Below are 23,145 nucleotides of genomic sequence, written 5' to 3'. Positions count from 1 at the left end.
GCTGTCGGATCAGACGTCGAGGATGTCCTCCGGAGCGATGATCGGGATCGCCGCCGTCACGGCCTCGAGACCGGACAGCCGGGCCGGGGAGAGCTGCTTGATGACCTCGTCGCGAGACATGAGGCCGGCCTCCACCACGAGGTCGGCGACGTTGCGGTTGGTCAGCAGGGCGGTCTTCGCGAGCGCGGCGGCCGCGGCGTAGCCGATGAAGGGAGTCAGCGCGGTGATGACGCCGACGGAGGCACCGACCATGGCGCCGAGTCGGTCGCGGTTGGCCGTGATCCCGTCGACGCAGTTGACGCGCAGGGTCCACATCGCCTGACGCATCCACGTGATCGACTGGAAGATCGAGTGCGCGATCACAGGCTCGAAGGCGTTGAGCTGCAGCTGACCGCCTTCCACGGCCATCGTCACCGTCATGTCGGCGCCGACCACGGCGAACGCCACCTGGTTGACGACCTCGGGGATCACCGGGTTGACCTTGCCGGGCATGATGCTCGAGCCCGCCTGCATGGCCGGGAGGTTGATCTCGCCGAAGCCCGCCTGCGGGCCGGACGACAGCAGGCGCAGGTCGTTGCAGATCTTCGACAGCTTGATCGCATTGCGCTTGAGCGTCGAGGAGAACGACATGAACGACCCCGTGTCGCTCGTGGATTCGACGAGGTCCGTCGCGGTCTCCAGGTCGAGACCGGTGATCTCCCGGAGATGGTGCAGCACGGCAGGCGCGTAATCGACGTGCGTGGTGATGCCCGTGCCGATCGCCGTCGCCCCCATGTTGATCTCGAACATCAGCGACGCGTTCTCGGTCAGTCGACTGTGGTCCTCACCCAGGGTGGTCGCGAAGCCGTTGAACTCCTGGCCGAGCGTCATCGGGACCGCGTCCTGGAGCTGCGTGCGTCCGACCTTGAGGATGTCGTGGAACTCGACCGCCTTGCCGAGGAAGGAGCGGCGGAGGAGATCGAGCTCCTCCAGCAGTGAGCGCAGCGTGAGCGACAGACCGATCTTGACCGCCGTCGGGTAGACGTCGTTCGTGGACTGGCTGCGGTTCGTGTGGTCGATCGGCGAGAGGAAGGCGTAGTCGCCCTTCTCGCGTCCGGCCATCTCGAGCGCGACGTTGGTGATGACCTCGTTCGCGTTCATGTTCGTGGACGTCCCGGCCCCGCCCTGGATCACGCCGACCGTGAACTGGTCGTGGAACTCGCCGTCGATGACGCGCTGCGCCGCCCGGTCGATCAGATCGGCCCGTTCCGGGTCGAGCACACCGATCTGCCGGTTCGCGCGGGCGCTGGCCTGCTTGACCATCGCGAGCGCGCGGACGAGATCGGGGTAGACGGAGATCGGTCGCTTGGTGATCGGGAAGTTCGCGTCGGCGCGGGCGGTGTGGATCCCCCAGTACGCGTCGACGGGAATCTCCATGCTCCCGAGCGAATCGGTCTCGGTGCGGGTCAGGGCAGGCGCGGCAGAAGCCATGTCACATCCTCGTGGGTCGTGGCGGGTGGAAAAGGGTGGGGGATGCCGTCCAGTCTACGCGGATGCCGCTGTCCACCCCGGTGCCGCCACTCGGAGTTCAGTGCGGCGCCGCGCGCGTGTACTCGCTGATCACGACACCCGAGCGGAACGCGGTCGTCGCCACCTCGTCGAATCGCTCCGGTGCGTACGGGCCGGGCGCGAAGAGCGGGACGCCCGAGCCGAACAGCACCGGGTTGCGCTTGAGCACCAGACGGTCGATCTCTCCCGACAAGGTCGCGGCCATGGCTCCTCCCCCGCACAGCCAGAGGGATCTCCCCTGCTCACGCTTCAGCGCCCGCACGACGGCGACGGGATCGTCATCCCTCGTCTCGACGTCATCCACCTCGGCACGGCGCGTACGCGAGAAGACGATCTGCCGCAGATGCCGGTAAGGGCTGCGCACGCCCAGCGGCAGGCCGACGGCGTAGGTGTTCCAGCCCATCAGGACCGTGTCGAACATCGGAGTCGTGCGCTCGATGCCGACCGAGTCGGCGAGATCGGTCGGGATCGTGTCGGGGTAGGTCTCGGCGATCGCCTGCATGTGGTCGCCGTCGACCGGGAAACCGTCGAACTGCCCCTCCGGGCCCGCGATGAAGCCGTCGAGGCTGACGGCGACGTAGTAGACGAGTTCTCGCATAATGCTCCAATCACAACATTCGTAGTGGTCAATATACAACATGCGTAGTGGTGACGGTAGCCTCGTCACATGGCCAGAAACGACACCAGACGACGAGTGATCGCCGATGCCGGACTCCGGGTCCTGGCGGAGGACGGGTCGCGCGGCCTCACCCATCGCGCCGTCGACGAGGCCGCCGAGGTGCCCCCCGGCACCACGTCGAACTACTTCCGCTCCCGAGAGGCCCTCATCGCCGGCCTCGTGGACCGGATCGGTGAGCGGCTGGCCCCGACGGCGGAGCAACTCGCCGCGCGGGCGAACGGGGTGCCCGGCGCCGCTCTCTTCGCCGACTACCTGCGCGACATCGTCCGCCGGCTCACGGACGACCGTCAGGTGACGCTGGCGCTGTTCGAGCTCCGCCTCGAGAGCAGCCGCCGCCCTGACCTGGCCGCGATCCTCGGCGCCTGGCAGCGCTCCGGGTTCGAGGACGACGTCGCGTTCAACACCGCGGCAGGACTCCCGGGTGGCCGACGCGAGATCGCACTGTTCCACTACGCGATCGACGGACTCCTGCTCGATCGCCTGACGACCTCGATCGATCCCGACACCTCGACGGACGAGGTGATCGACGACCTGGTGACCGGCATCCTGCGCTGAGGCCTGCTCAGCGCCCGGGCTTGCGCGAGAACGCCTCCAGGCGCTCGTCCGGCGTCAATCTCGCCATCCGCTCCAGCCAGGCCTCCGAGAACACGTCCCCGGTCGGCGCCGCCGTGACCGGGACGACCGTATGGGTGATGGTCTCGGGGTGCACGTGCACGAGCTGGAAGGCCTGGGCGGCGTCCATGCCGTTGACGTCCGCAGCGGGGAGCGACACGTTCATGGTGTAGCAGGTCGCCGACGCCGCGCTCACGGGAACCCCGGCGAAGTCTCCGTGCGCGGAGTAGTGCAGGTGGCCGGCGAGGATTCCGCGCACATCGCTGCCTCGGATGATCGCGGCGAGTTCGTCCTGATGGCGCAGTTCGAGGATGTCGAACAGCGGCAGGTGACTCGGCAGCGGAGGATGGTGCATCGCGATCAGCGTGCCGTGCGGCGCCGGCTCCTCGAGCACGCCGGCCAACCACGCGAGCTGCGCGTCGTCGAGGTCTCCGTGATGCCAGCCGGGCACGCTGGTGTCGAGCGCGATCACCCGCAGGCCGTCGAGATCCCAGACGCCCGTCACCGGTTCCTCGGTCGGCGCCAGGCCCAGCAGGCTCTCTCGGAGCGCCGGACGCTCGTCGTGATTGCCGGCGACCCAGATCACGACGGTGTCGAGGGCAGCCGCCACCGGATCGATCGCCGCACGGAGACGGCGATAGGCCTCGGGCTCACCGAGATCGGCGAGGTCCCCCGTCACGACGATCGCCGCCGGGCGCGGGTGCACCCGCCGGATCGCATCGAGTGTGCGGGCGAAGTTCTGCTCGACGTCGAAACGTCCTCCCAGTCGCGCACCGCCCGCGAGGAAGTGCGGATCGCTGACGTGGATCAGCACATGCGAGGCCGGCCGATGGCGGCCGAACACGTACTCGTTCCCGGAGGTCGCAGTCATGGGCCCAGCCTAGGACGCCACCGCGGAGACGCGCATCAGCGCCTCGCGCCTCAGCGCCCGCCGATCAATGACCGACGACGATGATCAGGATGCCGCCGACCACGGCAGCCGCGCACAGGGCGAAGCACGCGTAGGCGCCGAAGAGCGACGTGCGCTTCTGCCCCTCGGTCAGCGGACTCTTCCGCGCCTGCTTCGCCGCCTGCTTCGCCGCGCGCTTGAGCTCCTTCTCCGAGATCACCGTGATGGCGTCGGTGAACTCGGCGGGACTCACCACGGGCGCCCGACCGCTGCGGACGAGCAGCCGCAGACCGACCGCGTAGAAGGTGACGATCGCCGCCGCCCCGAGGAGCGCCGCGACGAACACGAGGAGGAACGCGGTCCAGTCGATCGAGACGCTCACTTCGCCTCCTCCTTCTGCTCGGCCTTCGCCAGCGCCGCCCGCTGCTGACGACGCGTCGGGGGCGGGGAGTCGGGCAGGTCCACCGCGAGACCGGACTCTGCCACGTCGCTCATCGCGTTCGCGTGCGTCACGGCGTTGCGGCGCGAACGCAGGAAGAGGCCGATGATGACCACGAGGGCGAGCAGCGTGTCGATCGCGATGCCCCAGATGCCGAGCCAGTTGATCAGCAGCGCGGCGACCGCCCCCACGGCTCCCGCAGCCGGGAGCGTCAGCAGCCAGCCGATGGCGATGCGCCCGGCTGTCCTCCAGCGCACGGTCGAACCCCGACGTCCGAGTCCGGAGCCGATCACCGACCCCGAGGCCACCTGCGTGGTCGACAGGGCGAACCCGAAGGCGCTGGACGCGAGGATCGTGGCGGCGGTCGAGCTCTCGGCGGAGAACCCCTGCGCGGGCTTGACATCGGTCAGCCCCTTGCCGAGCGTGCGGATGATGCGCCATCCGCCGAGGTAGGTCCCCAGGGCGATCGTCACGGCACACGCCACGATGACCCAGAGATACGGATCCGCCTGCGAGCTGCTCTGCCACCCGACCGTGATCAGGGCGAGCGTGATGACACCCATCGTCTTCTGCGCGTCATTCGTGCCGTGCGCGAGGGCGACGAGCGAGGAGGTGAAGATCTGCCCCCACCGGAAGCCGTCGCGACCGTCGGGCTTGCCGTCGTAGCGCCGCGTGATGGAGTAGGCGATCTTCGTCGCGATGAACGCGATGATCAGCGCCGTGACCGGAGCGATCATGGCCGGAAGGATGATCTTGGACAGGACCATGCCGAAGTCGATGCCGCCGACACCCACTCCCACCATGGTGGCGCCGATCAGGCCGCCGAACAGCGCGTGCGAGGAGCTGGACGGGAGGCCGAGCAGCCAGGTCAGCATGTTCCAGGTGATCGCGCCGATCAGACCCGCGAAGATCATCGGCAGGAAGATCTGGGCCTGATCCTGGATGCTCTCCTCGCGGATGATGCCGTGCGAGACGGTCTTGGACACCTCCGTCGAGAGGAAGGCGCCGACCAGGTTCAGCACAGCCGCCAGGAGGACGGCGGTCTTGGGCTTCAGAGCGCCGGTCGCGATGGGCGTGGCCATCGCATTCGCGGTGTCGTGAAAGCCGTTCGTGAAGTCGAAGAAGAGTGCCAGCAAGATCACCAGCACGACGATGAGGGCTGCGGTTTCCACCGGTCGCTTTCGGTCGTTGAGGAAGAGGGAGATGTCGACGGGATCGACGTGATGAACGAAGAGTTCACCGTGGGTTTGACTTCCGTTAACCGGCCCCGTTGAATCCTCCCACCGTCCCCGGTGCCGGTCAACTCGACCTGGGATAGCGTGGAACGGTGACTCACGCCCCGATCGCCGATCGCCGTCCGACCGCCCGCACCCACCACGGGGACACCGTGGACGACCCGTACGAGTGGTTGCGTGCGAAGGATGATGCCGAGGTGGTGGCCCATCTGGAGGCGGAGAACGCGCACACCGAGGCCGCCACCGCGCACCTCGCCGACCTGCGCGAACGCCTCTTCCAGGAGATCAAGGGACGTGTTCAGGAGACCGATCTCTCCGTGCCGACGCGCCGGGGCGACTGGTGGTACTACAGCCGCACCGAGGAGGGGGCGCAGTACGGCATCCACTGCCGTGCCGCCGCCGTCGCGGACGACTGGACTCCCCCGGTGCTGGAATCGGGCGTCCCCGTTCCCGGCGAGGTCGTGCTCCTCGACGGGAACGTCGAGGCCGAAGGGCACGAGTTCTTCTCGCTCGGCGCCTTCGACACCTCGGACGATGCGGACAAGCTGCTGTGGTCGACCGACTTCGAGGGCGACGAGGTGTACACGGTGCACGTGCGCGACCTCGTCACCGGCGAGATGCTCGAGGACGAGATCCCGAACACGGGCAGTGCGTTCTTCACTCCTGACGGCACCGCGATCCTCTACACCACCCGCGATGACGCCTGGCGCCCCGACACCCTGTGGCTGCACCGGCTGGGAACGCCGCTCAGCGCCGATGTGACGCTGTTCCACGAGGCCGACGAGAAATACTGGCTCGGCGCCGGGATCACCCGCAGCCGCCGGTACCTGGTGATCGGGGTGGGCTCGAGCATCACGAGCGAGGAGTACCTCGTCGATCTGACCGGCGACCTGACGGCGACCCCGCGCCTCGTCTGGCCGCGCCGCGAAGGCGTCGAGTACTCGGTGGACCACGCCGTCGTCGAGGGAGAGGACCGCCTGCTGATCCTGCACAACGACGGTGCGCTGGACTTCGAACTGGTCTCGGTGCCGGCCGCGGCCCCCGACGGCGATCGCCATGTCGTGATCCCCCACGTCGCCGGTCGTCGCCTGCTCGGCATGGACGCTTTCCGCGATTTCGCCACGGTCGAGTACCGCAGCGAGGGGCTGGAGCGCGTCGGCCTGCTCGACTACACGACCGACGTCGTCGACGAGCTCGCCTTCGATGAGCCGCTGTATTCGGCGGGTGTCAGCGGGAACCCCGAATGGCACTCCCCGTTCCTGCGGTTGGGCTTCACGTCCTTCGTCACGCCGGGCACCGTCTACGACCTCGACCTGTCGAGCAAAGAGCTCCTGCTGCGCAAGCGCGCGACGGTGCTCGGCGGCTACGAGCCGACCGACTACGGGCAGCAGCGCGCCTGGGCCACCGCTGACGACGGCACGCAGGTACCGATCTCCCTCGTCTGGAAGCGATCGTTCGGCGGGCCGGGTGACGAGCCGCGGCCGCTGCATCTCTACGGCTACGGCTCGTACGAGCACTCGATCGATCCCGGGTTCTCCGTCGCTCGTCTCTCGGAGCTCGACCGCGGCGTGATCTTCGCGGTCGCGCATGTCCGTGGCGGCGGTGAGATGGGGCGCCAGTGGTACGAAGACGGCAAGCTGCTCCAGAAGAGGAACACCTTCACCGATTTCGTGGCCTGCGCACGCCACCTGGTCGCGACCGGGATGACCTCCCCGGATCGTCTGGTGGCGGAAGGCGGCAGTGCCGGTGGACTCCTGATGGGCGCCGTGACCAACCTCGCCCCTGATCTCTTCGCCGGAGTGCTCGCCGCGGTGCCGTTCGTGGACGCCCTCACGACGATCCTCGATCCGTCATTGCCGCTGACGGTGATCGAGTGGGACGAGTGGGGCGATCCGCTGCACGATGCCGACGTCTATGCGTACATGAAGTCGTACACGCCCTACGAGAACGTCCGCGACGGTGTGCGCTACCCGCGCATCCTGGCCGTCACCTCGCTCAACGACACCCGGGTGCTCTACGTCGAGCCCGCCAAGTGGGTGGCACGGTTGCGTGAGGCCGGCGCCGAGCAGGTCCTGCTGAAGTGCGAGATGGTGGCGGGACACGGCGGCGTCAGCGGCCGATACAACTCCTGGCGCGAGCGGGCGTTCGAGCTCGCCTGGCTGCTGGACACAGTCGGTCTCGGCGAGGTCTGACGCAGAGCGGCCCGGGCCGACGAACGAGACGCCGCTGTGCACCCTTCGGGGCACAGCGGCGTCTCGTTCGTGGGTGAGACTCAGCCGAAGAGTGCGGCGGCCTCGTCATAGCGACTGCGCGGCACGGTGTTCAGCTCGCCCAGCGCCTCGGCGAAAGGCACACGCACGATCTCGGTGCCCCGGAGCGAGACCATCCGCCCCCAGGCCTCCTCGACGAGCGCATCGGCCGCATGCAGCCCGAGGCGGGTGGCGAGGACGCGGTCGAAGCCCGAGGGCGATCCGCCGCGCTGGATGTGACCGAGCACGGTCGAGCGTGTCTCGATGCCGGTGATCCGCTCGATCTCCGGGGCGAGGATCTCGCTGATGCCGCCGAGGCGCGGACGGTTGAAGGCGTCGAGGCCCTTGTCGCTGTAGGCCTCGTCCATGCCGGTGAGCGTGAAGCCCTCGGAGACCACGACGAGCGGGGCGCGCCCTCGGTCGTGTGCGCTGCTGACCAGCGCGGTGATGTCGTCGATCGACATCGGCACCTCGGGGATGCAGATGACGTGCGCGCCGGCGGCCATGCCCGCGTGCAGAGCGATCCAGCCGACGTGCCGGCCCATGACCTCGGCGACCATGCACCGCTGGTGCGAGTCGCCGGTGGTGCGGAGGCGGTCCATCGCATCGGTGGCGATGTTCACCGCGGTGTCGAAGCCGAAGGAGTAGTCGGTGGCGCGGAGGTCGTTGTCGATCGTCTTGGGGACGCCGATCACGTTGATGCCGTCCTTCGCGAGACGATCGGCCGCTGCGAGCGTGCCTTCTCCGCCGATGGCCACGATGCCGTCGATGCGGTGCCCGTAGAGGGTCTTCGCGATGTTCTCGGCTCCGCCGCGCGGTCCTTCGTAGGGGTTTGTGCGGCTGGTGCCGAGGATGGTGCCGCCGACCTTCGACAGGCCCTTCACCTCGTGGCGGGTCAGGGGGAAGAAGTCACCGTCGACCACACCGCGCCACCCATCGCGGATCCCCACGAACTCGATGTCGTAGGTCGTGGTGCCCTTGAGCACGATGCCGCGGATCACCGCGTTGAGACCGGGGCAGTCGCCGCCGCTCGTCAGGATGCCGATCTTCATGCTGCCGCCTTCAGACGTTCGGGAATGGGGGAAAGGCGACGTTGCCTGGATCGACCCTAGCGCTCCCACGACGCCAGGCGCCATTCGAGCCGAGCGAAAAACCGTGATCTTGACGAGCGAAATGGGGCGAAGTACCGAACTTCGCATCTGCAGCGAGTTTCAGCCGAGAACCGGCGTCAAGAACCCCTGTTCTTTCCGCCGGTTCTGAACCCGGGTCGTCTCGCCGTCACTCCCCGCCCAGCGCCTGCCGGAGCAGGTGCATGAGCGCGGCGAGCTGGATCGGCTCCGCCGCGGCTTCGTCGGATGCCTCGCCGTCCAGCGCACGGGCCGCCAGCCCCTGCTTCTGGTCGATCAGTTCGGCGATCTTCGTGTCGATCGTGTGCGCGGCGATGATGCGCCACGCCGTCACCGGCTCGTCCTGACCGATGCGGTGCACACGGTCGATGGCCTGCGTCTGCTCGGCGGCCGTCCACGACAGCTCGGCCAGGACGACGTTGGACGCCGCCTGCAGGTTGAGTCCCACGCCCGCAGCCGTGAGCGAGCAGACGGCGATGCCGACCTCGGGGTCGCCGTTGAAGTCGTCGATCGCCTGCTGGCGGGTCGTCGAGGTCTGGTCGCCGCGGATCGAGACCGCGCGGATGCCGACGGAGGCGAAGTGCGCTTCGGCACGATCCATGACGTCGATGTGCTTCGCGAAGAACACCACCTTGCCCACCGAGCGCTGCAGCTGGGCCGCGTAGTCCGCGGCGAGCTGCGCCTTGGCCTGACCGATGCGGCGCACCATGGTGAACACGTTGTCGCCGCCGGTTCCCGCTGCCTTCGACTCCTCGAGCTCGTTGTGCGCGACGAGGCGCACGATGTCGTCGTCGATCTCGCCGGCGGCGAGGCCCCGGTCGCCGCGTGCGTCGAGGATCCGGCGGTACTTCGCCGCCAACCGCTCTCCCAGCTCGCGCTCGGCCTGGCGGATGCCGCGGCCGAACTCGTCGTCCAGCTGCACGGGCAGGTCCGCCACCAGCTTGTCGGGCAGGTCGGCTGCGACGTCCTTCTTCTTCCGACGAACGATGCCCATCGAGATCACGGCTTCGCGCGCCTCCGGGTAGAACGCCTTGTCGGCGGGCGTGAAGCCGGTCGCGTCGAGCTTCTCCATCAGCTCCGGACCGGGCTTCTCCCCCGTGGTCCATCCGAGGAAGCGCCAGATCGCGTCGAAGTCCTCGACATCGTTGATCAGCGGCGTTCCCGTGAGAGCGAGCATCAGCGGCTTCCCGCCGGGAGTGCGCTCCCGCACCCGCGACGCCAGGGAGAGCACGTTCTGCGAACGCTGCGAGCTGAGGTTCTTGATGAAGTGCGCCTCGTCGACGACCATGCCGCGCAGACCCAGAGACGCGAGCCACGAGAGGTGGCGGTCGAGGATCTCGTAGTTCACGATGAACACGTCTGCGAACGCGTCGATGTCGGTGCCGTCGCCCTGGATCACGGTCGCTCGCCGCTGCGGCGTCCAGCGCTCCACCTCGCGGGCCCAGTTCATCTTCACGACGTTGGGGACGACGGCCAGCAACGGGTATGCATCGGCGACCGAGGCGGCGAGCAGTGACTGCGCCGTCTTGCCGAGGCCGGGCTCATCGGCGAGCAGGAAGCTGCGGTGTCCGGCGCGCACCGACTCGATGAAGCGCGACTGGTGGACCATCACCTCGAGACCCTTGGGCGAGAGGTGATCGTACTCGGGCGCCGGAGGGAGCTCCATGCTGGCGACGACGCCGCCCGCACCGGTCTCGAACGACTTGTACAGCGGCCCCATGAGCTCCCAGCCGTCCAGGCGACGGCGGGGTGTGGTGTCGGCGCGCGGTGTCAGATCCGGAGCCAGGAAGGGGTTGGCCAGCTGTCGGGCCTCGACCGACGGGGGCGTCACCTGACGCTCCGCGATGGCCGCGGAGACCACAGGCATCTGCACAGGGGCGATGTCCGCGATGATCAGCTCCTCCGGTGCGAGTTCGGCACCGGATTCGAGCAGCCAGTCGCGGCGCATGCGCTTCGCGACGGGCGAGGTCGCCTGGTCGGCCTCCAACAGCTGGATCAGCGAGGTGTCGCGAGCGGCCGTCTTCGCGAGGATCGTCGCGACGCCGTCGAGGCGCTTGAGCAGCTCGGCGCGGGTGGGGTCGCCGATCTCGCTGTCGGCCTTCACCCGAGCGCGCTCTTCGCGGACCAGGAACGCGATGACCTGGAACTTCACCCTGTTGGTGGGCCCCAGCTTCCCGCGCTGGGACTTGGCCTCGATCTCGCGCACCTTGCGCGCGAGGATCGGGATGAGAGGTGCCTCGTCATCGCGACGGGACGTCTTCTTTCGCCGCGTGGCGGCGGTTGCCGTGGTCGGCATGCTCCTCCTGAGCGTGAAGGCTGTGCGTCTCAGATGCACGAGCCGTTCTCGATGTCCGCGTGTGGCATGAGCCATGACCGTACGGACCGTAGATCCGTTCCGCCCGATGCACGTGTCGCGTGTGGGGACCGGTCGGAACCACTCCGAGTCTACGGCATCACCGGGGCGCGGGTGAAGACGCCGCGCAGAGCCGCTAGAGCGAGACGCCGAGCACGCGCGCCGCGTCGGTCACGTCTTCGGCCATCTGCGCCATCAGCTTCTCGATGCCTTCGAAGGCGACCATCCCGCGCAGACGCTCGACGAACTCCACGGTCACATCGTGCCCGTACAGGTCGAGACCGGTCTCCCCGAGCACATGCGCCTCGACCTGTCGGACGAGGACATCGTCGAACGTCGGGTTGGTGCCCACGGAGATCGCCGACGGATGCCGGATGCCGGTGTCGTGATCGACCAGCCAGCCCGCGTAGACACCGTCGGCCGGCACGAAGGCATCCGTGATGGTCGAGAGATTGGCGGTGGGGAAACCCAGCTCCCGTCCGCGCTTGAGCCCGTGCACGACCTCGCCGCGCACGTCGGGGTGTCGGCCGAGCACGCGCGCCGCCGCGGCGACATCGCCCTGGATCAGGAGCTCGCGGATCCACGTGGACGACACGCGACGGGCGGAGTCCGCGAGGTACACCTCTTCGACCACCTCGACCGAGAACCCGTGGCGCGGGCCCAGCTCGCGCAACAGAGCGGGGGTGCCGGCGCCGCCGTGCCCGAACCGGAAGTCCTCGCCGACGAGCACGGTCGACACGGCCAGCGCGTGGACGAGGATGTCGGCGACGAACTGCTCCGCACTGCGGGAGGCCAGTTCCTCGTCGAAGGTGAGCAGCAGGGTCGCGTCCAGGCCGAGTTCGCCCAGCAGCTCGAGCTTGCGGTCGACCGACACCACGTTCTCCGGGCACCGATCCGGCCGCAGGACGGCGAGGGGGTTGCGGTCGAAGGTCACCGCCACGGCTCGTGCACCGGTCGAGGCGGCGAGATCCTTCACGCGCGCGATCACGGCGCGGTGCCCGGCGTGCACACCGTCGAACTTCCCGATCGCCACCACGCTGGGCCCGAAGTCGGCCGGAACCTCCGCGATGTCGCGGAAGACGATCACGCGGAGACCGCCGTGCGGAGCTGCCCCGCGGAGACCGGGCGGTGCGTGCGCAGCCACCAGATGCCGAACACCGGGAGGACCAGAGGGATGAACAGATACCCGCGGCCGAAGAGCGACCAGACCGTCTCGTGCTGGAACAGCGCGGGAAGCAGGATGCTGAGCAGACCCACCACGATGACGCCGGTGAGTTCGAACACGATCGCCACCCACGCGACCGTGTACCAGCCGCGGCGCCGCGCGAGGACGAGGGCGAGCGTCGCGAGGATGTAGACCAGGGCGGCCAGTGCCGACAGGGAGTATGCGAGCGGCGCCTCGTCGAACCGACGCACGATCTGGACGAAGCTGCGGCCCGTCGCGGCGAGCGCCATGACGGCGTAGACGATCACCAGGACGCGACCGATTCCGGTCATCCGAGTGGAGGGGGCGGTGGAGCTCATAGCGCATACCATCCTAGAGCCGCCGGAGGAGGCCGGCTCTCGCCGGCTGATCCCTCAGGCGATCTGGATCGTCCAGATCGCCTGCATGCGCCACAGCATCACGGCGATCGCCAACGCGGCGACGCCGAGGATCACGGTGCTCCACCGGCTGCGCTCCATGAGCGCCCAGAGCACCGCGCCGATCGGCAGCAGCGCCGCCGACACCAGGTACACCCAGAACTCCAGCAGATCCCCGGTCGGCGGGTTCCCGGCGAGCGGCGCGATGATCGCCACGACGACCTGGATGACCAGCAGCAGCTCGACGAGCGCCAGGACGCCGACCGTGTAGTCGCTGGGTCTGCGACCGGCGAGTCCGGCCACGAGGGCGAAGACCCCGGCCGCGCACGCGAGGACGATCTGCGTGACGGTGAACCAGAGGATCATCGCGAGACCTCCGGCATGTTCATCGCGCTCTTCAGATCGGCGCCCCGCTTCTCCACGATCCCCACCAGGGCGCCCTGCTCGTCGATCGCGGCCGCGATCGCGTGCGTCACCCGCGTCGCCTGACCAGCGAGACGCTTGCCGTGGCGCAGATCGCGAGCCTCCTCGGTCGACACCGGCAACGGTTGCAGGATCCGAGCGGCGGCGTCCGCCGGAGTCAGGGTCGCCGCGCCTTCGAGCTCCTCCACGGTCACCGCGCCCTGCACCGAGAAGGGCCCGACGTGCGTGCGACGCAGCGCGGTCAGATGACCGCCGACGCCGAGCGCCGCGCCCAGATCGCGGGCGAGCGACCGGATGTAGGTGCCCGACGAGCAGTCCACGATCACGTCGAGGTCTCTGACCCCGTCGCCCTCGCGGTCGGAGATGACATCGAAGCGAGAGACGACCACATCCCGCGCCGCCAGCACGACCTCTTCGCCGGCGCGCACGCGGTCGTAGGCACGACGTCCGTCGACCTTGATGGCGGAGACCGAGCTCGGCACCTGCGAGATCGCGCCGGTGAGGTCCGCGACACCTGCCGCGATCCCCTCGGCGGACACCGAGGCCATCGCGGCGGAATCCGCGCGTTCGACGATCTCGCCGTCCGCGTCGTCCGTGTCGGTGGTCTGCCCGAGGCGAATGGTCGCTTCGTAGGTCTTGTCCGCTCCCACGACGTACGTGAGAAGGCGGGTCGCCCCTTCGATGCCGATCACGAGGAGACCGGTCGCCATCGGATCGAGCGTCCCGGCATGACCGACCTTCCGCGTCCCGAAGGCGCGGCGGGTGCGCGCGACCACGTCATGGCTGGTGAGCCCAGCCGGCTTGTCGACGAGGAGGATGCCGGGCGAGACCATCTCTCCAGCCTACGCGGAGACACGCCCTCGACCGCACGCGATCCGGGGCGCGGGAGGCACTCGCCTAGGCTGTTCGAGTGACCGCGATCGTCTCTCCCCCTCCCCCGCGGAAGGACCTCCTTCTCGCGGAGTGGTATCGCTCGAACGCCCGTGATCTGCCGTGGCGACGCGCGGACTTCCACGAGACGTTCGGGGCCTGGGGCGTCCTCGTGAGCGAGTTCATGCTCCAGCAGACACCCGTCGCGCGCGTCATCCCTCATCTGGAGGCCTGGCTGGCCCGCTGGCCCGACCCGACGGCGATGGCGGCCGCGACGCCCGCCGATGTCGTGCAGCAGTGGGCGAACCTCGGCTACCCCCGCCGCGCTCTCTGGCTGCACCGCGCGGCCGTGGAGGTCACGGAGCGCCACGGCGGCGTCGTTCCGCGCGACGTCGACGCGCTGCTCGCCCTGTCGGGGATCGGCGACTACACCGCGCGGGCGGTCTCCGTGTTCGCCTACGGCGACCGGCACCCGGTCGTCGACACGAACACACGCCGGGTGCTCGCGCGCGCCGTCGAGGGCCGCGCGCACCCCGCGGCGCCGTCACGCCGCGATCTGGTGCTGATGGACTCGCTGCTCCCCGCATCCGCCGCCGATTCCGCCGTGTTCAATGCGGCAGCGATGGAGCTCGGCGCGACGGTGTGCACGGCGCGCGCCCCGCGATGCGACATCTGTCCGCTCCTGGCCGACTGCGCCTGGGTCGCGGCAGGACGGCCCGACACGGGCGATGCCCGCCGTCGCCAGGCGACCTACGAAGGATCGGACCGACAGGCGCGCGGCGCCGTGCTGCGGACGCTGCGCACCGAGGCCCCGGCCGGGGTTCCCCTGGAGATGGTGCTGCCCGACTGGCCCGACGACGCGCAACGCGATCGCGCGATCGACTCGCTCATCGCCGATGGGCTGGCGGAAGCCGTCGACGGAGTGCTCGCTCTCCCCCGCTGAGCCTCACGCATGCTGGTCGGTGCGATGGGCCAGGACCGTGAGCTCCACGCGGGTGCGCACGTCGAGCTTGGTGAAGATCCGCCCCAGATGCACCTCCACCGTGCGCACGGACACGCGGAGCGACTCGGCGATCTCGCGGTTGCTCGCTCCACCGGCCACGAGCATCGCCACCTCGACTTCCCGAGCCGTGAGTCGCGCCGACCACGCTCGCCGGCATGCGGCGAGAGACTCGGTGCGGGGACTCGCCTGTGCGCCCGCCTCCCGCCGACGAGCCCGCCTGCGCTCCACCGCTCGCGACCACGCGGTGGCCCCGGAGATCTCGAACAGTCGCAGCGCGGCGCGGAGATGCTCGTCGTCCGCGGCCCCGTCGCCGTGGTCGGCGCACAGCGCGGCGAGGGCGAGTTCCACCTGACCCCGGGAGAACGGCGAACGGATCTCCCGCGCCGCCCGGTGGATCTCCTGGCGACGCTGCCGCCAGTCGGCCGTCGTCGCCTCGGCGGCACGGCGGCCGAGGTGTTCCGCGAGCGCGACATCCGGCGGACGGATCGCGCGTCGCATCGGCACGCCGGACATCGGCGACTCCTGGGCATCGAGTCCCGGCACGGCGAGGCAGGGCTCGGGAGCGCCGCGGTCGAGCCAGAGACGTCGCGCCGCTTCGGCGTCGTCGGCGGCACCCGCCAGGGAGGACTGGATGCTGCGGTCGACGAGGAGGTCGATCCGGGCCGTCGGAGGCAGGGAGGACGTCAGCGCGCGCGCGAGCGGACCGAGTTCACCCAGGACGGCGACGTCCAAGCGCCGAGCGAGCACCACGCCGAGGCCGGCGAAAGGGATCGCGATCGGAAGCTCGAGCGCCGCGGCGTGCAATCGGTCGCGGGCGATCGCCACGTCGCCCCGCCAGAAGAGCAGCAGCGCCTCGACCACGCGGCGGTAGGCGCGGACGACGGGACTGCGCTCGAATCCCACGATGAGCGGATCGGAGTCGTCCTCGACCCCGGTGGCGCCGGCGTCGAGCACCTGGAGTGCACGATCGATCTCGCCCCGCCCAGCCGACCGCAACGCTCTCAGCATGCGCCCGCTGAGCGGACCGGAGCCCGACGCCCCGTCGATGTCGGTGTCGCCCACGAGCAGCCAGCTGAGCGCGATCACCGGATCCCGCAGCTCCTGCTCCCGCTGGAGGCGAGAGCTCCCCTCGCGCACGGCGTCGAGCCAGGCGCGCATGCGTCGTCGATCGCCGCGCTCGGCGCACAGGACAGCCGCGAGTGCCGCGGCCTGTGTCCACAGGAGCCAATCCTCCGCATCCTGCGTCGTCGGCCGGAAGGCGCGAGGCTGGATGTCGGGGACCGCGCCCTGCAGGTGGGCCTGAGCGACGAGGAGTCCTGCGAGCCCCCGCAGACGCCCGCGCTCCGTCCCCGCCGGGAACAGAGCCGAGAGGCGCTCGGATGCTTCCACGGCGTAGCCGGCTCCGATCGCCGCAGCACCGGCCAGCAGCTCGGACCGCTCCCGATCCGAACCGTCGCCGTGCGCACGGGCCTCGCCGGCGACCTCCAGAGCTCGGTCGCACCGGCCGGCCGCGGAGAGTTCCCGGGCGACCCCGATGAGTCTGCGCGCGCTGTCCGGGCTTCCCTGGAGCGATGCGCGCGCCCGATGCCAATCACGGCTCACGGCGTCCCCGCACGCGTCGAAGACCCGGGCGAGGCGTTCATGGACGGCGATGTGTTCACCGGGGCCCGTCGTCCGCTCGATCCAGATCGCGCAGCGCCGATCGACGAAGCGGATGCGCCCTGCTCGGATGCGCAGGTCCGCGCCCACCGGCCCCGACGCGAGCTCCGCGGCATCACGTCCGTCGAGCGCGAGGACGGGCGCGAGCCGATCGTCGCGACCGAGGGCGACGGCGAGGAGCACGGTGCGGTCGGCGGCGGAGAGCTCCCGTGCCTGGAAGGCCTCCGCGATCGCGGGGACCAGGGGCAGCGGTGACGGCAGCGGACGGAGGCCATGCCGCTGCGCCGGGGTCAACGCCCCGGCCACCTGTCTGATCGTGGCGGCATCGCCGCTGACCCTGCGTGCGAGAGCCGTCAGCACATGCGGAGCGCAACTGATCCGTGCGGCGAGGAGTTCGTCGATCAACGACTCCATCGCCGACGGTACGGCGGAAGAATGCGGGTGTGCGCGCGAAACGTCGATGCTGGTCCCCCTCAGCTATGCGAGCCACCCATCTCGCATCGCTGAGAATACCAAACCGAGGTCAGCTCGCGTCGGATCCCTCCACGGATTCCTTGCCCGAGTCCTCACCCGAGTGCTCATCGGATTCGTCCGCACGTCGATACGGGTCCGCCTCGCCGGCGTGCGCCGCCGAAGACGCGAGCTTCGCCACCTCGGAGTCGCGCTCCCGGGCCTCGCGCAGCAGCGCGGAGATGTGGTCCGCGTTCTCGGGCAGCGCGTCCGGGATGAACTCCAGCGTCGGCACGAGACGCGTGCTGAGCTGTCGCCCGACCTCGCTGCGGAGCATCCCGGTCGCGGAGGCGAGCGCGGCACCGCTGGCGATGCGCTCCTCCTCGGTGCCGAGAACCGTGTAGAACACGGATGCGTGCTGCAGGTCGCCGCTGACGCGGCAGTCGGTCAGCGTCACGAACCCGAGCCGCGGGTCACGAAGCCCCTTTTCGAGGCGTTCCGCAAGGATCACTCGGATGCGGTCCGCGAGACGAGCCTGTCGTTCACCAGCCATTTTCTCTCCCTCTTGGACGACGTCTTCGGGCGCCCTCCTCCCCGTTGCGCTCCTTGCGGAGCCGGAGCGAAGGACGCCCGAAGATGTCGAATGTGACTATCAGCCTCGCGGCTTCTCGATCAGCTCGGTGGTCTCGATCTCATCGCCGATCTGGATGTCGTTGAACTTGCCGAGGCCGATACCGGCCTCGTAGTCCGTACGCACCTCGGTGACATCGTCCTTGAAGCGTCGCAGCGACTCGATGGCGAGACCATCGGCCAGCACGACACCGTCGCGGATGACGCGCGCCTTGGCGTTTCGCGTGATCGTTCCCGACCGCACGATGACACCGGCGATGTTGCCGAACTTGGAGGACCGGAAGACCTCGCGGATCTCCGCGACGCCCGACTGGACCTCTTCGTACTCCGGCTTGAGCATGCCCTTGAGCGAGCTCTCGACCTCGTCGATCGCGTTGTAGATGACCGAGTAGAACCGGATGTCCACGCCCTCGCGGGAAGCGCGCTCACGCGCCTTCGTGTCGGGGCGGACATTGAATCCGACGATGATCGCGTTGTCGATCGTCGCCAGGTTCACGTCCGACTCGGTGATCGCACCGACGCCGCGGTGGATGATGCGCAGCTGCACCGAATCATCGACCTCGATCTTGAGGAGCGACTCCTCCAGCGCCTCGACGGCACCGGAGACGTCACCCTTGATGATGAGGTTGAGCGACTCGACCTTGCCCTCCTGGAGAGCACGGGTGAAGTCCTCGAGCGAGATGCGCTTGCGGGCCTTGGCCAGCTGGGCGTTGCGCTCGACGGCTTCGCGCTTCTCGGCGATCTGTCGGGCCAGACGGTCCTCCTCGGTGACGAGGAACACATCGCCGGCGCGGGGCACGGAGTTCAGACCCTGCACCTGGACCGGACGCGACGGGTACGCCTCAGCGACCGCATCGCCGTTCTCGTCGACCATCGCCCGCACACGGCCGTAGGCCGTGCCGGCCACGATCGGGTCACCGATCCGGAGCGTTCCGGACTGGATCAGCACCGTCGCGATCGAACCGCGGCCCTTGTCGAGCTTCGCCTCGATGGCGACACCGCGAGCGGCCTTGTTCGGGTTGGCCGTGAGGTCGAGGCCGGCGTCCGCGGTGAGCAGCACCGCGTCCAGAAGCTCCTGGATACCGGTGCCGGCACGCGCCGACACGTCGACGAACATCACGTCGCCACCGAACTCCTCGGCCACCAGACCGTACTCGGTGAGCTGCTGGCGCACCTTGGACGGGTTGGCATCGGGCTTGTCCACCTTGTTGACCGCGACCACGATCGGCACTCCTGCCGCCTGCGCGTGGTTCAGCGCCTCCACCGTCTGCGGCATGATGCCGTCGTCGGCGGCGACCACGAGGATCGCGAGGTCGGTCACCTGCGCACCACGGGCACGCATGGCGGTGAACGCCTCGTGACCAGGGGTGTCGATGAAGGTGATCGCGCGCTCGATGTTCTCGTGCTCGGTCCAGACCTGGTAGGCACCGATGTGCTGCGTGATGCCGCCGGCTTCGCCGTCGATCACGTTGGTCTGGCGGATGGCGTCGAGCAGACGGGTCTTACCGTGGTCGACGTGACCCATGACGGTGACGACCGGCGGACGGATCTCGAGGTCGTCCTCGTCCTCCTCCTCGAGCTCCTGCTCGAGGTTCAGGCCGAAGCCCTCGAGGAGCTCCTTGTCCTCGTCCTCGGGCGAGACCATCTGGATCTTGTAGCCGAGCTCCTCACCGAGGACCTCGAACGTCGCCTCGTCCAGCGACTCGGTGGCCGTGGCCATCTCGCCGAGGTTGAAGAGGATCGTCACCAGGGTTCCGGGCTGCACCGTGTAGCCGGTCAGCGTCTCGATCTTGTCGGCGAAGTCCGCGATGGATGCGCCGCGACGCATGCGGATCGTCTCACCGTTTCCCCGGGTGACGTTGACGCCACCGACGACCGGGGCGCTCCGCATCTCGAACTCTTGCCGCTTCGCCCGCCGCGACTTGCGCTGCTTGCTCTTGCCGCCGCCCTTGCCGAAGGCACCTGCGGTACCTCCACCGGGACCACGTCCGCGACCGCCACCGCCACCGGGGCGGCCTGCGAAGCCTCCGCCGGGACGAGCGCCGGGACCGCCGGCACCACCGGGACCGCCGGCACCACCGGGACGGCCGGGGCCGCCGGAGCGCTGCTGGAACGGTGCGCCGCCGGGACGTCCACCCTGACCGCCGCGCGGAGCGCCGGGACGAGGGGAACCGGGACGGGGTGCACCCGGACGCGGGGCGCCGGGGCGAGGCGCCTGCGGGCGCGGGATGTTGCCGGGGGTCGGGCTGGGGCGCTGGCCCATCCCCTGCGCCGAGGCGAAGGGGTTGTTGCCGGGGCGCGGTCCTGCGGGCCGCTGGCCCATACCCTGAGCCGACGAGAACGGGTTGTTGCCGGGGCGCGGCGCGCCCGGCTTCGGGGCACCGCCGTCCGCGGGCTTGGCGTCGGCGGGCTTGGCGTCGGCAGCAGCCGCGGGGGCTTCTGCGGCGGGCGCCTTCTCGGCCGGAGCCTTCTCGGCCGGAGCGGCCTCGACGGGTGCCGGCTCGGCGGGTGCCGGCTCGGCGGGTGCCGGTGCCGGCTTCGGACCCGGCTTCGGCCCGGGGGTCGGAGCCGAGGAACCGGGCTTGGCGGCCGATCCGTTCGACTTCGCCGCCGGCTTGGCGGGTGCCTTCGCTGCCGGGGCCGCCTCAGAGGCAGCCTTCAGCGAGCCATCGGCCTCGATCGCCGCGCGCAGCTTGCGCGCCACGGGAGGCTCGATCGTGGAAGAGGGGCTCTTGACGAACTCACCGAGTTCTTTGAGCTTTGCAAGTGCGATCTTGCTGTCGACGCCGAGTTCGGCGGCGATCTCATGTACGCGTGGTTTACCAGCCACAATTCTCCTGTCTGAGTCGGTCCACCCAGACAGGGCAGACCACTAGTCGCGGACGGGTCTCATTTCGAGCCGTTCACTTTGTTTCCATAGCTGTTCAGCCTTTGTTTCTTGGTGGATGCTGTTCGAAGGTCCGCGTGTCCAGCTGAGTGGTCACACGCAGTGCTCGCCCGAAAGCCCGACGCCGCAGAGCGGCATCCATGCAATCGGGTGTCGGATGCACCCACGCGCCACGCCCCGGCAGTACCGCACGCTCATCGATGATGAGGATGTTGTCCTGGTTCACCACCCTGAGAAGAGTGGAGCGGGAAGCACGCATGCGGCAACCGACGCACGTTCGTACGGGTTCCATCTTACACCTGCGTTTCGTCTCGCATCCCCAGCGGGGCCGCGTCGACCGGAGAGGGCGAGCCTCAGTCGAGGACGCTGTCCGGCTGGATGTCGATCTTCGCGCCCGTGAGCTTGGCGGCGAGACGGGCGTTCTGCCCCTCCTTGCCGATCGCGAGCGACAGCTGATAATCGGGCACGAGAGCCCGCACGGCCTTCGTGTTCGCGTCGAGGATGAAGGCGCTGGTCACCTTGGCCGGAGACAGCGCGTTGGCGACGAACGCCGCAAGTTCCGGGTTGTGATCCACGATGTCGATCTTCTCGCCCGAGAGCTCCTCCGTGACGGCGCGGACGCGCCGACCCATCTCGCCGATGCAGGCGCCCTTCGCGTTGATGGCGGGGTCGTTCGCGACCACGGCGATCTTCGTGCGGTGTCCGGCTTCCCGGGCGAGCGAGACGATCTCGACCAGACCCGCGGCGATCTCCGGGACCTCCAGGGCGAAGAGCTTGCGGACGAGGCCGGGGTGCGTGCGCGAGACCGTGATCTGCGGCCCCTTGAGTCCCTTGGCGACGCTGGTGACGTACACGCGGAGACGGGCACCGTGCGTGTACTCCTCGCTCGGGACCTGCTCCTCGGGAGGGAGGATGGCCTCCACCGAGCCGAGATCGACGTGGATCATGCGGGGGTTGGGTCCCTGCTGGATCACGCCGGCGACGATGTCGCCCTCCTTGCCGCGGAATTCCCCGAGAACCGCCTCGTCGGCGATGTCGCGCAGGCGCTGGCTGATGACCTGCTTCGCTGCGAAGGCGGCGATGCGGCCGAAGTCATCCGGCGTCGCGTCCTCTTCGCCGATGATCGCGCCTTCCTCGTCGCGGACGACCTGCAGGACGGCGACGTGGCCCGTCTTGCGGTCGAGCGAGACGCGCACGCCTTCGACAGGTGCGCCGTCGAAGGAGACGTGCTTGGAGTACGCCGTCAAGATGGCCTGTTCGATGATCGACACGAGTTCGTCGAAGGGAATCGCCTTCTCCTTCTCGATCCCACGCAGCAGACTCAGTTCGATATCCATGACGGCCTCTCTATTCAGCTCTCGTCGCGTCCGTGTGCACACGCGACATCCGTACAACGATACCGTGTGTGTCGCCGCGGTGCCACGACGCGCAGCTCGTCGCCGGCACGATCCGAGCGATGAGTGGACGGATCAGGCGGCAGGCGCGGACGGCAGCGCGTTGACCGCGGCGATCAGGCGGAACAGATTGCCGACCTGCCGTTGATTGAGGTGCAGGGCGAGCCGCGGCAGCTCCACCTCGTCACCGTCGGCGCGTTCCACCGGGTGCGCGGTGGCGCGTTCGATGCGGCCCGAAGCGAGCATCGCGGCGAACCGCTCGTTCAACATCTCGAGCTCGGCATCGGTCGGGGCGGCACGCAGACGCAGCACGAGCGTGTCGCCGATCCACCGCAGCGAGACGTAGTTCCGCCAGAAGCCCGCGATCTGCTTTCGGGCGTCCTCGACGGAATCCGTGATGATCACCCGATCGAAATCACCCTCCGAGATCACGCCGGTCGGCGCGAGGTCCTCCTCGACGAAGCGACGAAGGCCCTGCCAGAAACGTCCGCCCTTCTCATCCAGCAGGACGATCGGGGTCGGTTCGGCCTTCCCTGTCTGCTGGAGTGTGAGCAGCTCGAACATCTCGTCGAGAGTGCCGAAACCGCCCGGGAGGCAGATGAACCCCTGCGACTCCTTGATGAGCATCAGCTTGCGCGTGAAGAAGTACTTCATCGCCACGACCTGGTCCTGGCCGGCGACGACGCTGTTCGGCTTCTCCTCGAAGGGCAGGCGGATCGAGACACCGAGCGAGAGCTCCGGCCCGGCCCCTTCGGCGGCCGCCTGCATGATGCCGGGACCGGCGCCGGTGACGACCATCCAGCCGTCACCGGCGAGGGCTGCGGCGACGTCGCGCGCCTGCACGTAGAGCGGATCGTCGTGCAGCGTGCGCGCCGACCCGAACACCGTGACCTTGGGGATCCCGCGGAACGGAGCGAACAACCGGAACGCATCACGCATCTCGGCGAGGGCCGCCGACGCGATCTTCAGGTCCAGCCGATCCGTGTCGTCCTCGCCGAGCAGGATCGACGTGCGCAGCAGCCGCATCACCAGTCGGCGATCCGATCTCACGCCGGCCTCGTCGAGAACCGCGTTGATCTCGGCGCTGAGCGCGTCCGGGAGAGCCTCGTCGGTCATG

At 69.1% G+C, this 23,145-nt stretch carries 20 protein-coding genes; 3 read left to right on the top strand and 17 right to left on the bottom strand.

The window, feature by feature from the left end; genetic code table 11:
* Positions 1 to 9 precede the first annotated feature (9 nt).
* Both ACWA14_RS06200 and ACWA14_RS06195 read right to left on the bottom strand, forming a co-directional pair.
* Positions 10 to 1,470, bottom strand: coding sequence for an aspartate ammonia-lyase (locus ACWA14_RS06200; protein ID WP_463796818.1), 1,461 nt, complete (start codon positions 1,468 to 1,470; stop codon positions 10 to 12).
* Between the two features lie 97 nt (positions 1,471 to 1,567).
* Entirely contained in the window at positions 1,568 to 2,146 is a 579-nt protein-coding gene (locus ACWA14_RS06195) for a dihydrofolate reductase family protein (RefSeq protein WP_463796815.1), read from the bottom strand.
* A gap of 69 nt (positions 2,147 to 2,215) precedes the next feature.
* Here ACWA14_RS06195 and ACWA14_RS06190 point away from each other — a divergent pair, with 69 nt between their 5' ends.
* Complete coding sequence (locus ACWA14_RS06190; protein ID WP_463796812.1) at positions 2,216 to 2,782, top strand: TetR/AcrR family transcriptional regulator; 567 nt, start codon at positions 2,216 to 2,218, stop codon at positions 2,780 to 2,782.
* Positions 2,783 to 2,789: 7 nt separating this feature from the next.
* Here ACWA14_RS06190 and ACWA14_RS06185 read toward each other — a convergent pair whose 3' ends face one another.
* The 3 genes from ACWA14_RS06185 to ACWA14_RS06175 form a co-directional block, all read right to left on the bottom strand.
* On the bottom strand, positions 2,790 to 3,710 hold the full coding sequence (locus ACWA14_RS06185; protein WP_463796810.1) for a phosphodiesterase: 921 nt from the start codon (positions 3,708 to 3,710) through the stop codon (positions 2,790 to 2,792).
* Between the two features lie 64 nt (positions 3,711 to 3,774).
* Entirely contained in the window at positions 3,775 to 4,110 is a 336-nt protein-coding gene (locus ACWA14_RS06180) for a peptidase (RefSeq protein ID WP_463796808.1), read from the bottom strand.
* Positions 4,107 to 5,339, bottom strand: a complete 1,233-nt coding sequence (locus tag ACWA14_RS06175) for an anion permease (RefSeq protein ID WP_463796806.1) — start codon at positions 5,337 to 5,339, stop codon at positions 4,107 to 4,109. Before ACWA14_RS06175 ends, ACWA14_RS06180 begins: the two co-directional genes overlap by 4 nt.
* 155 nt (positions 5,340 to 5,494) lie before the next feature.
* Between ACWA14_RS06175 and ACWA14_RS06170 the strand changes: the two genes are divergently transcribed.
* On the top strand, positions 5,495 to 7,594 hold the full coding sequence (locus ACWA14_RS06170; RefSeq protein WP_463796804.1) for a S9 family peptidase: 2,100 nt from the start codon (positions 5,495 to 5,497) through the stop codon (positions 7,592 to 7,594).
* A gap of 80 nt (positions 7,595 to 7,674) precedes the next feature.
* Here ACWA14_RS06170 and ACWA14_RS06165 read toward each other — a convergent pair whose 3' ends face one another.
* The 6 genes from ACWA14_RS06165 to truB all read right to left on the bottom strand — a co-directional run bounded on the left by ACWA14_RS06165 (position 7,675) and on the right by truB (position 13,968).
* On the bottom strand, positions 7,675 to 8,703 hold the full coding sequence (locus ACWA14_RS06165) for an ATP-dependent 6-phosphofructokinase (protein WP_463796802.1): 1,029 nt from the start codon (positions 8,701 to 8,703) through the stop codon (positions 7,675 to 7,677).
* A gap of 226 nt (positions 8,704 to 8,929) precedes the next feature.
* Positions 8,930 to 11,074, bottom strand: coding sequence for a DEAD/DEAH box helicase (locus ACWA14_RS06160; RefSeq protein ID WP_463796799.1), 2,145 nt, complete (start codon positions 11,072 to 11,074; stop codon positions 8,930 to 8,932).
* A 193-nt stretch (positions 11,075 to 11,267) separates the two neighbouring features.
* A complete protein-coding gene (locus tag ACWA14_RS06155) occupies positions 11,268 to 12,218 on the bottom strand; it encodes a bifunctional riboflavin kinase/FAD synthetase (protein ID WP_463796797.1) in 951 nt (316 codons plus the stop codon).
* Positions 12,215 to 12,655 (bottom strand): hypothetical protein, encoded by a 441-nt coding sequence (locus ACWA14_RS06150; RefSeq protein ID WP_463796795.1) that lies wholly within the window; start codon positions 12,653 to 12,655, stop codon positions 12,215 to 12,217. The genes ACWA14_RS06155 and ACWA14_RS06150 overlap by 4 nt, the downstream gene beginning before the upstream one ends.
* A gap of 54 nt (positions 12,656 to 12,709) precedes the next feature.
* The gene (locus ACWA14_RS06145; protein WP_463796793.1) at positions 12,710 to 13,078 is read right to left on the bottom strand and encodes a hypothetical protein; all 369 of its coding nucleotides are present in this window, start codon (positions 13,076 to 13,078) and stop codon (positions 12,710 to 12,712) included.
* Positions 13,075 to 13,968: a tRNA pseudouridine(55) synthase TruB gene (gene truB, locus ACWA14_RS06140; RefSeq protein WP_463796790.1), complete on the bottom strand. Its 894-nt coding sequence runs from the start codon at positions 13,966 to 13,968 to the stop codon at positions 13,075 to 13,077. The genes ACWA14_RS06145 and truB overlap by 4 nt, the downstream gene beginning before the upstream one ends.
* Before the next feature lie 77 nt (positions 13,969 to 14,045).
* Between truB and ACWA14_RS06135 the strand changes: the two genes are divergently transcribed.
* Complete coding sequence (locus tag ACWA14_RS06135; protein ID WP_463796789.1) at positions 14,046 to 14,948, top strand: HhH-GPD family protein; 903 nt, start codon at positions 14,046 to 14,048, stop codon at positions 14,946 to 14,948.
* A 3-nt stretch (positions 14,949 to 14,951) separates the two neighbouring features.
* On the opposite strand, the gene ACWA14_RS06130 is transcribed toward ACWA14_RS06135, so the two are convergent.
* The 6 genes from ACWA14_RS06130 to ACWA14_RS06105 all read right to left on the bottom strand — a co-directional run bounded on the left by ACWA14_RS06130 (position 14,952) and on the right by ACWA14_RS06105 (position 23,144).
* A complete protein-coding gene (locus ACWA14_RS06130; protein ID WP_463796787.1) occupies positions 14,952 to 17,081 on the bottom strand; it encodes a helix-turn-helix transcriptional regulator in 2,130 nt (709 codons plus the stop codon).
* 109 nt (positions 17,082 to 17,190) lie between these two features.
* Positions 17,191 to 17,670: a 30S ribosome-binding factor RbfA gene (rbfA, locus tag ACWA14_RS06125; RefSeq protein ID WP_463796785.1), complete on the bottom strand. Its 480-nt coding sequence runs from the start codon at positions 17,668 to 17,670 to the stop codon at positions 17,191 to 17,193.
* 99 nt (positions 17,671 to 17,769) lie between these two features.
* A complete protein-coding gene (infB, locus tag ACWA14_RS06120) occupies positions 17,770 to 20,577 on the bottom strand; it encodes a translation initiation factor IF-2 (protein WP_463796783.1) in 2,808 nt (935 codons plus the stop codon).
* A 94-nt stretch (positions 20,578 to 20,671) separates the two neighbouring features.
* On the bottom strand, positions 20,672 to 20,926 hold the full coding sequence (locus tag ACWA14_RS06115) for a YlxR family protein (RefSeq protein ID WP_463796781.1): 255 nt from the start codon (positions 20,924 to 20,926) through the stop codon (positions 20,672 to 20,674).
* A 61-nt stretch (positions 20,927 to 20,987) separates the two neighbouring features.
* Complete coding sequence (gene nusA / locus ACWA14_RS06110) at positions 20,988 to 21,971, bottom strand: transcription termination factor NusA (protein ID WP_463796779.1); 984 nt, start codon at positions 21,969 to 21,971, stop codon at positions 20,988 to 20,990.
* Between the two features lie 132 nt (positions 21,972 to 22,103).
* Complete coding sequence (locus ACWA14_RS06105) at positions 22,104 to 23,144, bottom strand: LOG family protein (RefSeq protein ID WP_463796777.1); 1,041 nt, start codon at positions 23,142 to 23,144, stop codon at positions 22,104 to 22,106.
* Position 23,145: the final 1 nt, after the last annotated feature.

It is taken from the genome of Microbacterium sp. TW_SC_2 (assembly GCF_055361165.1).
This window is presented reverse-complemented; position numbering and strand designations above follow the sequence as displayed.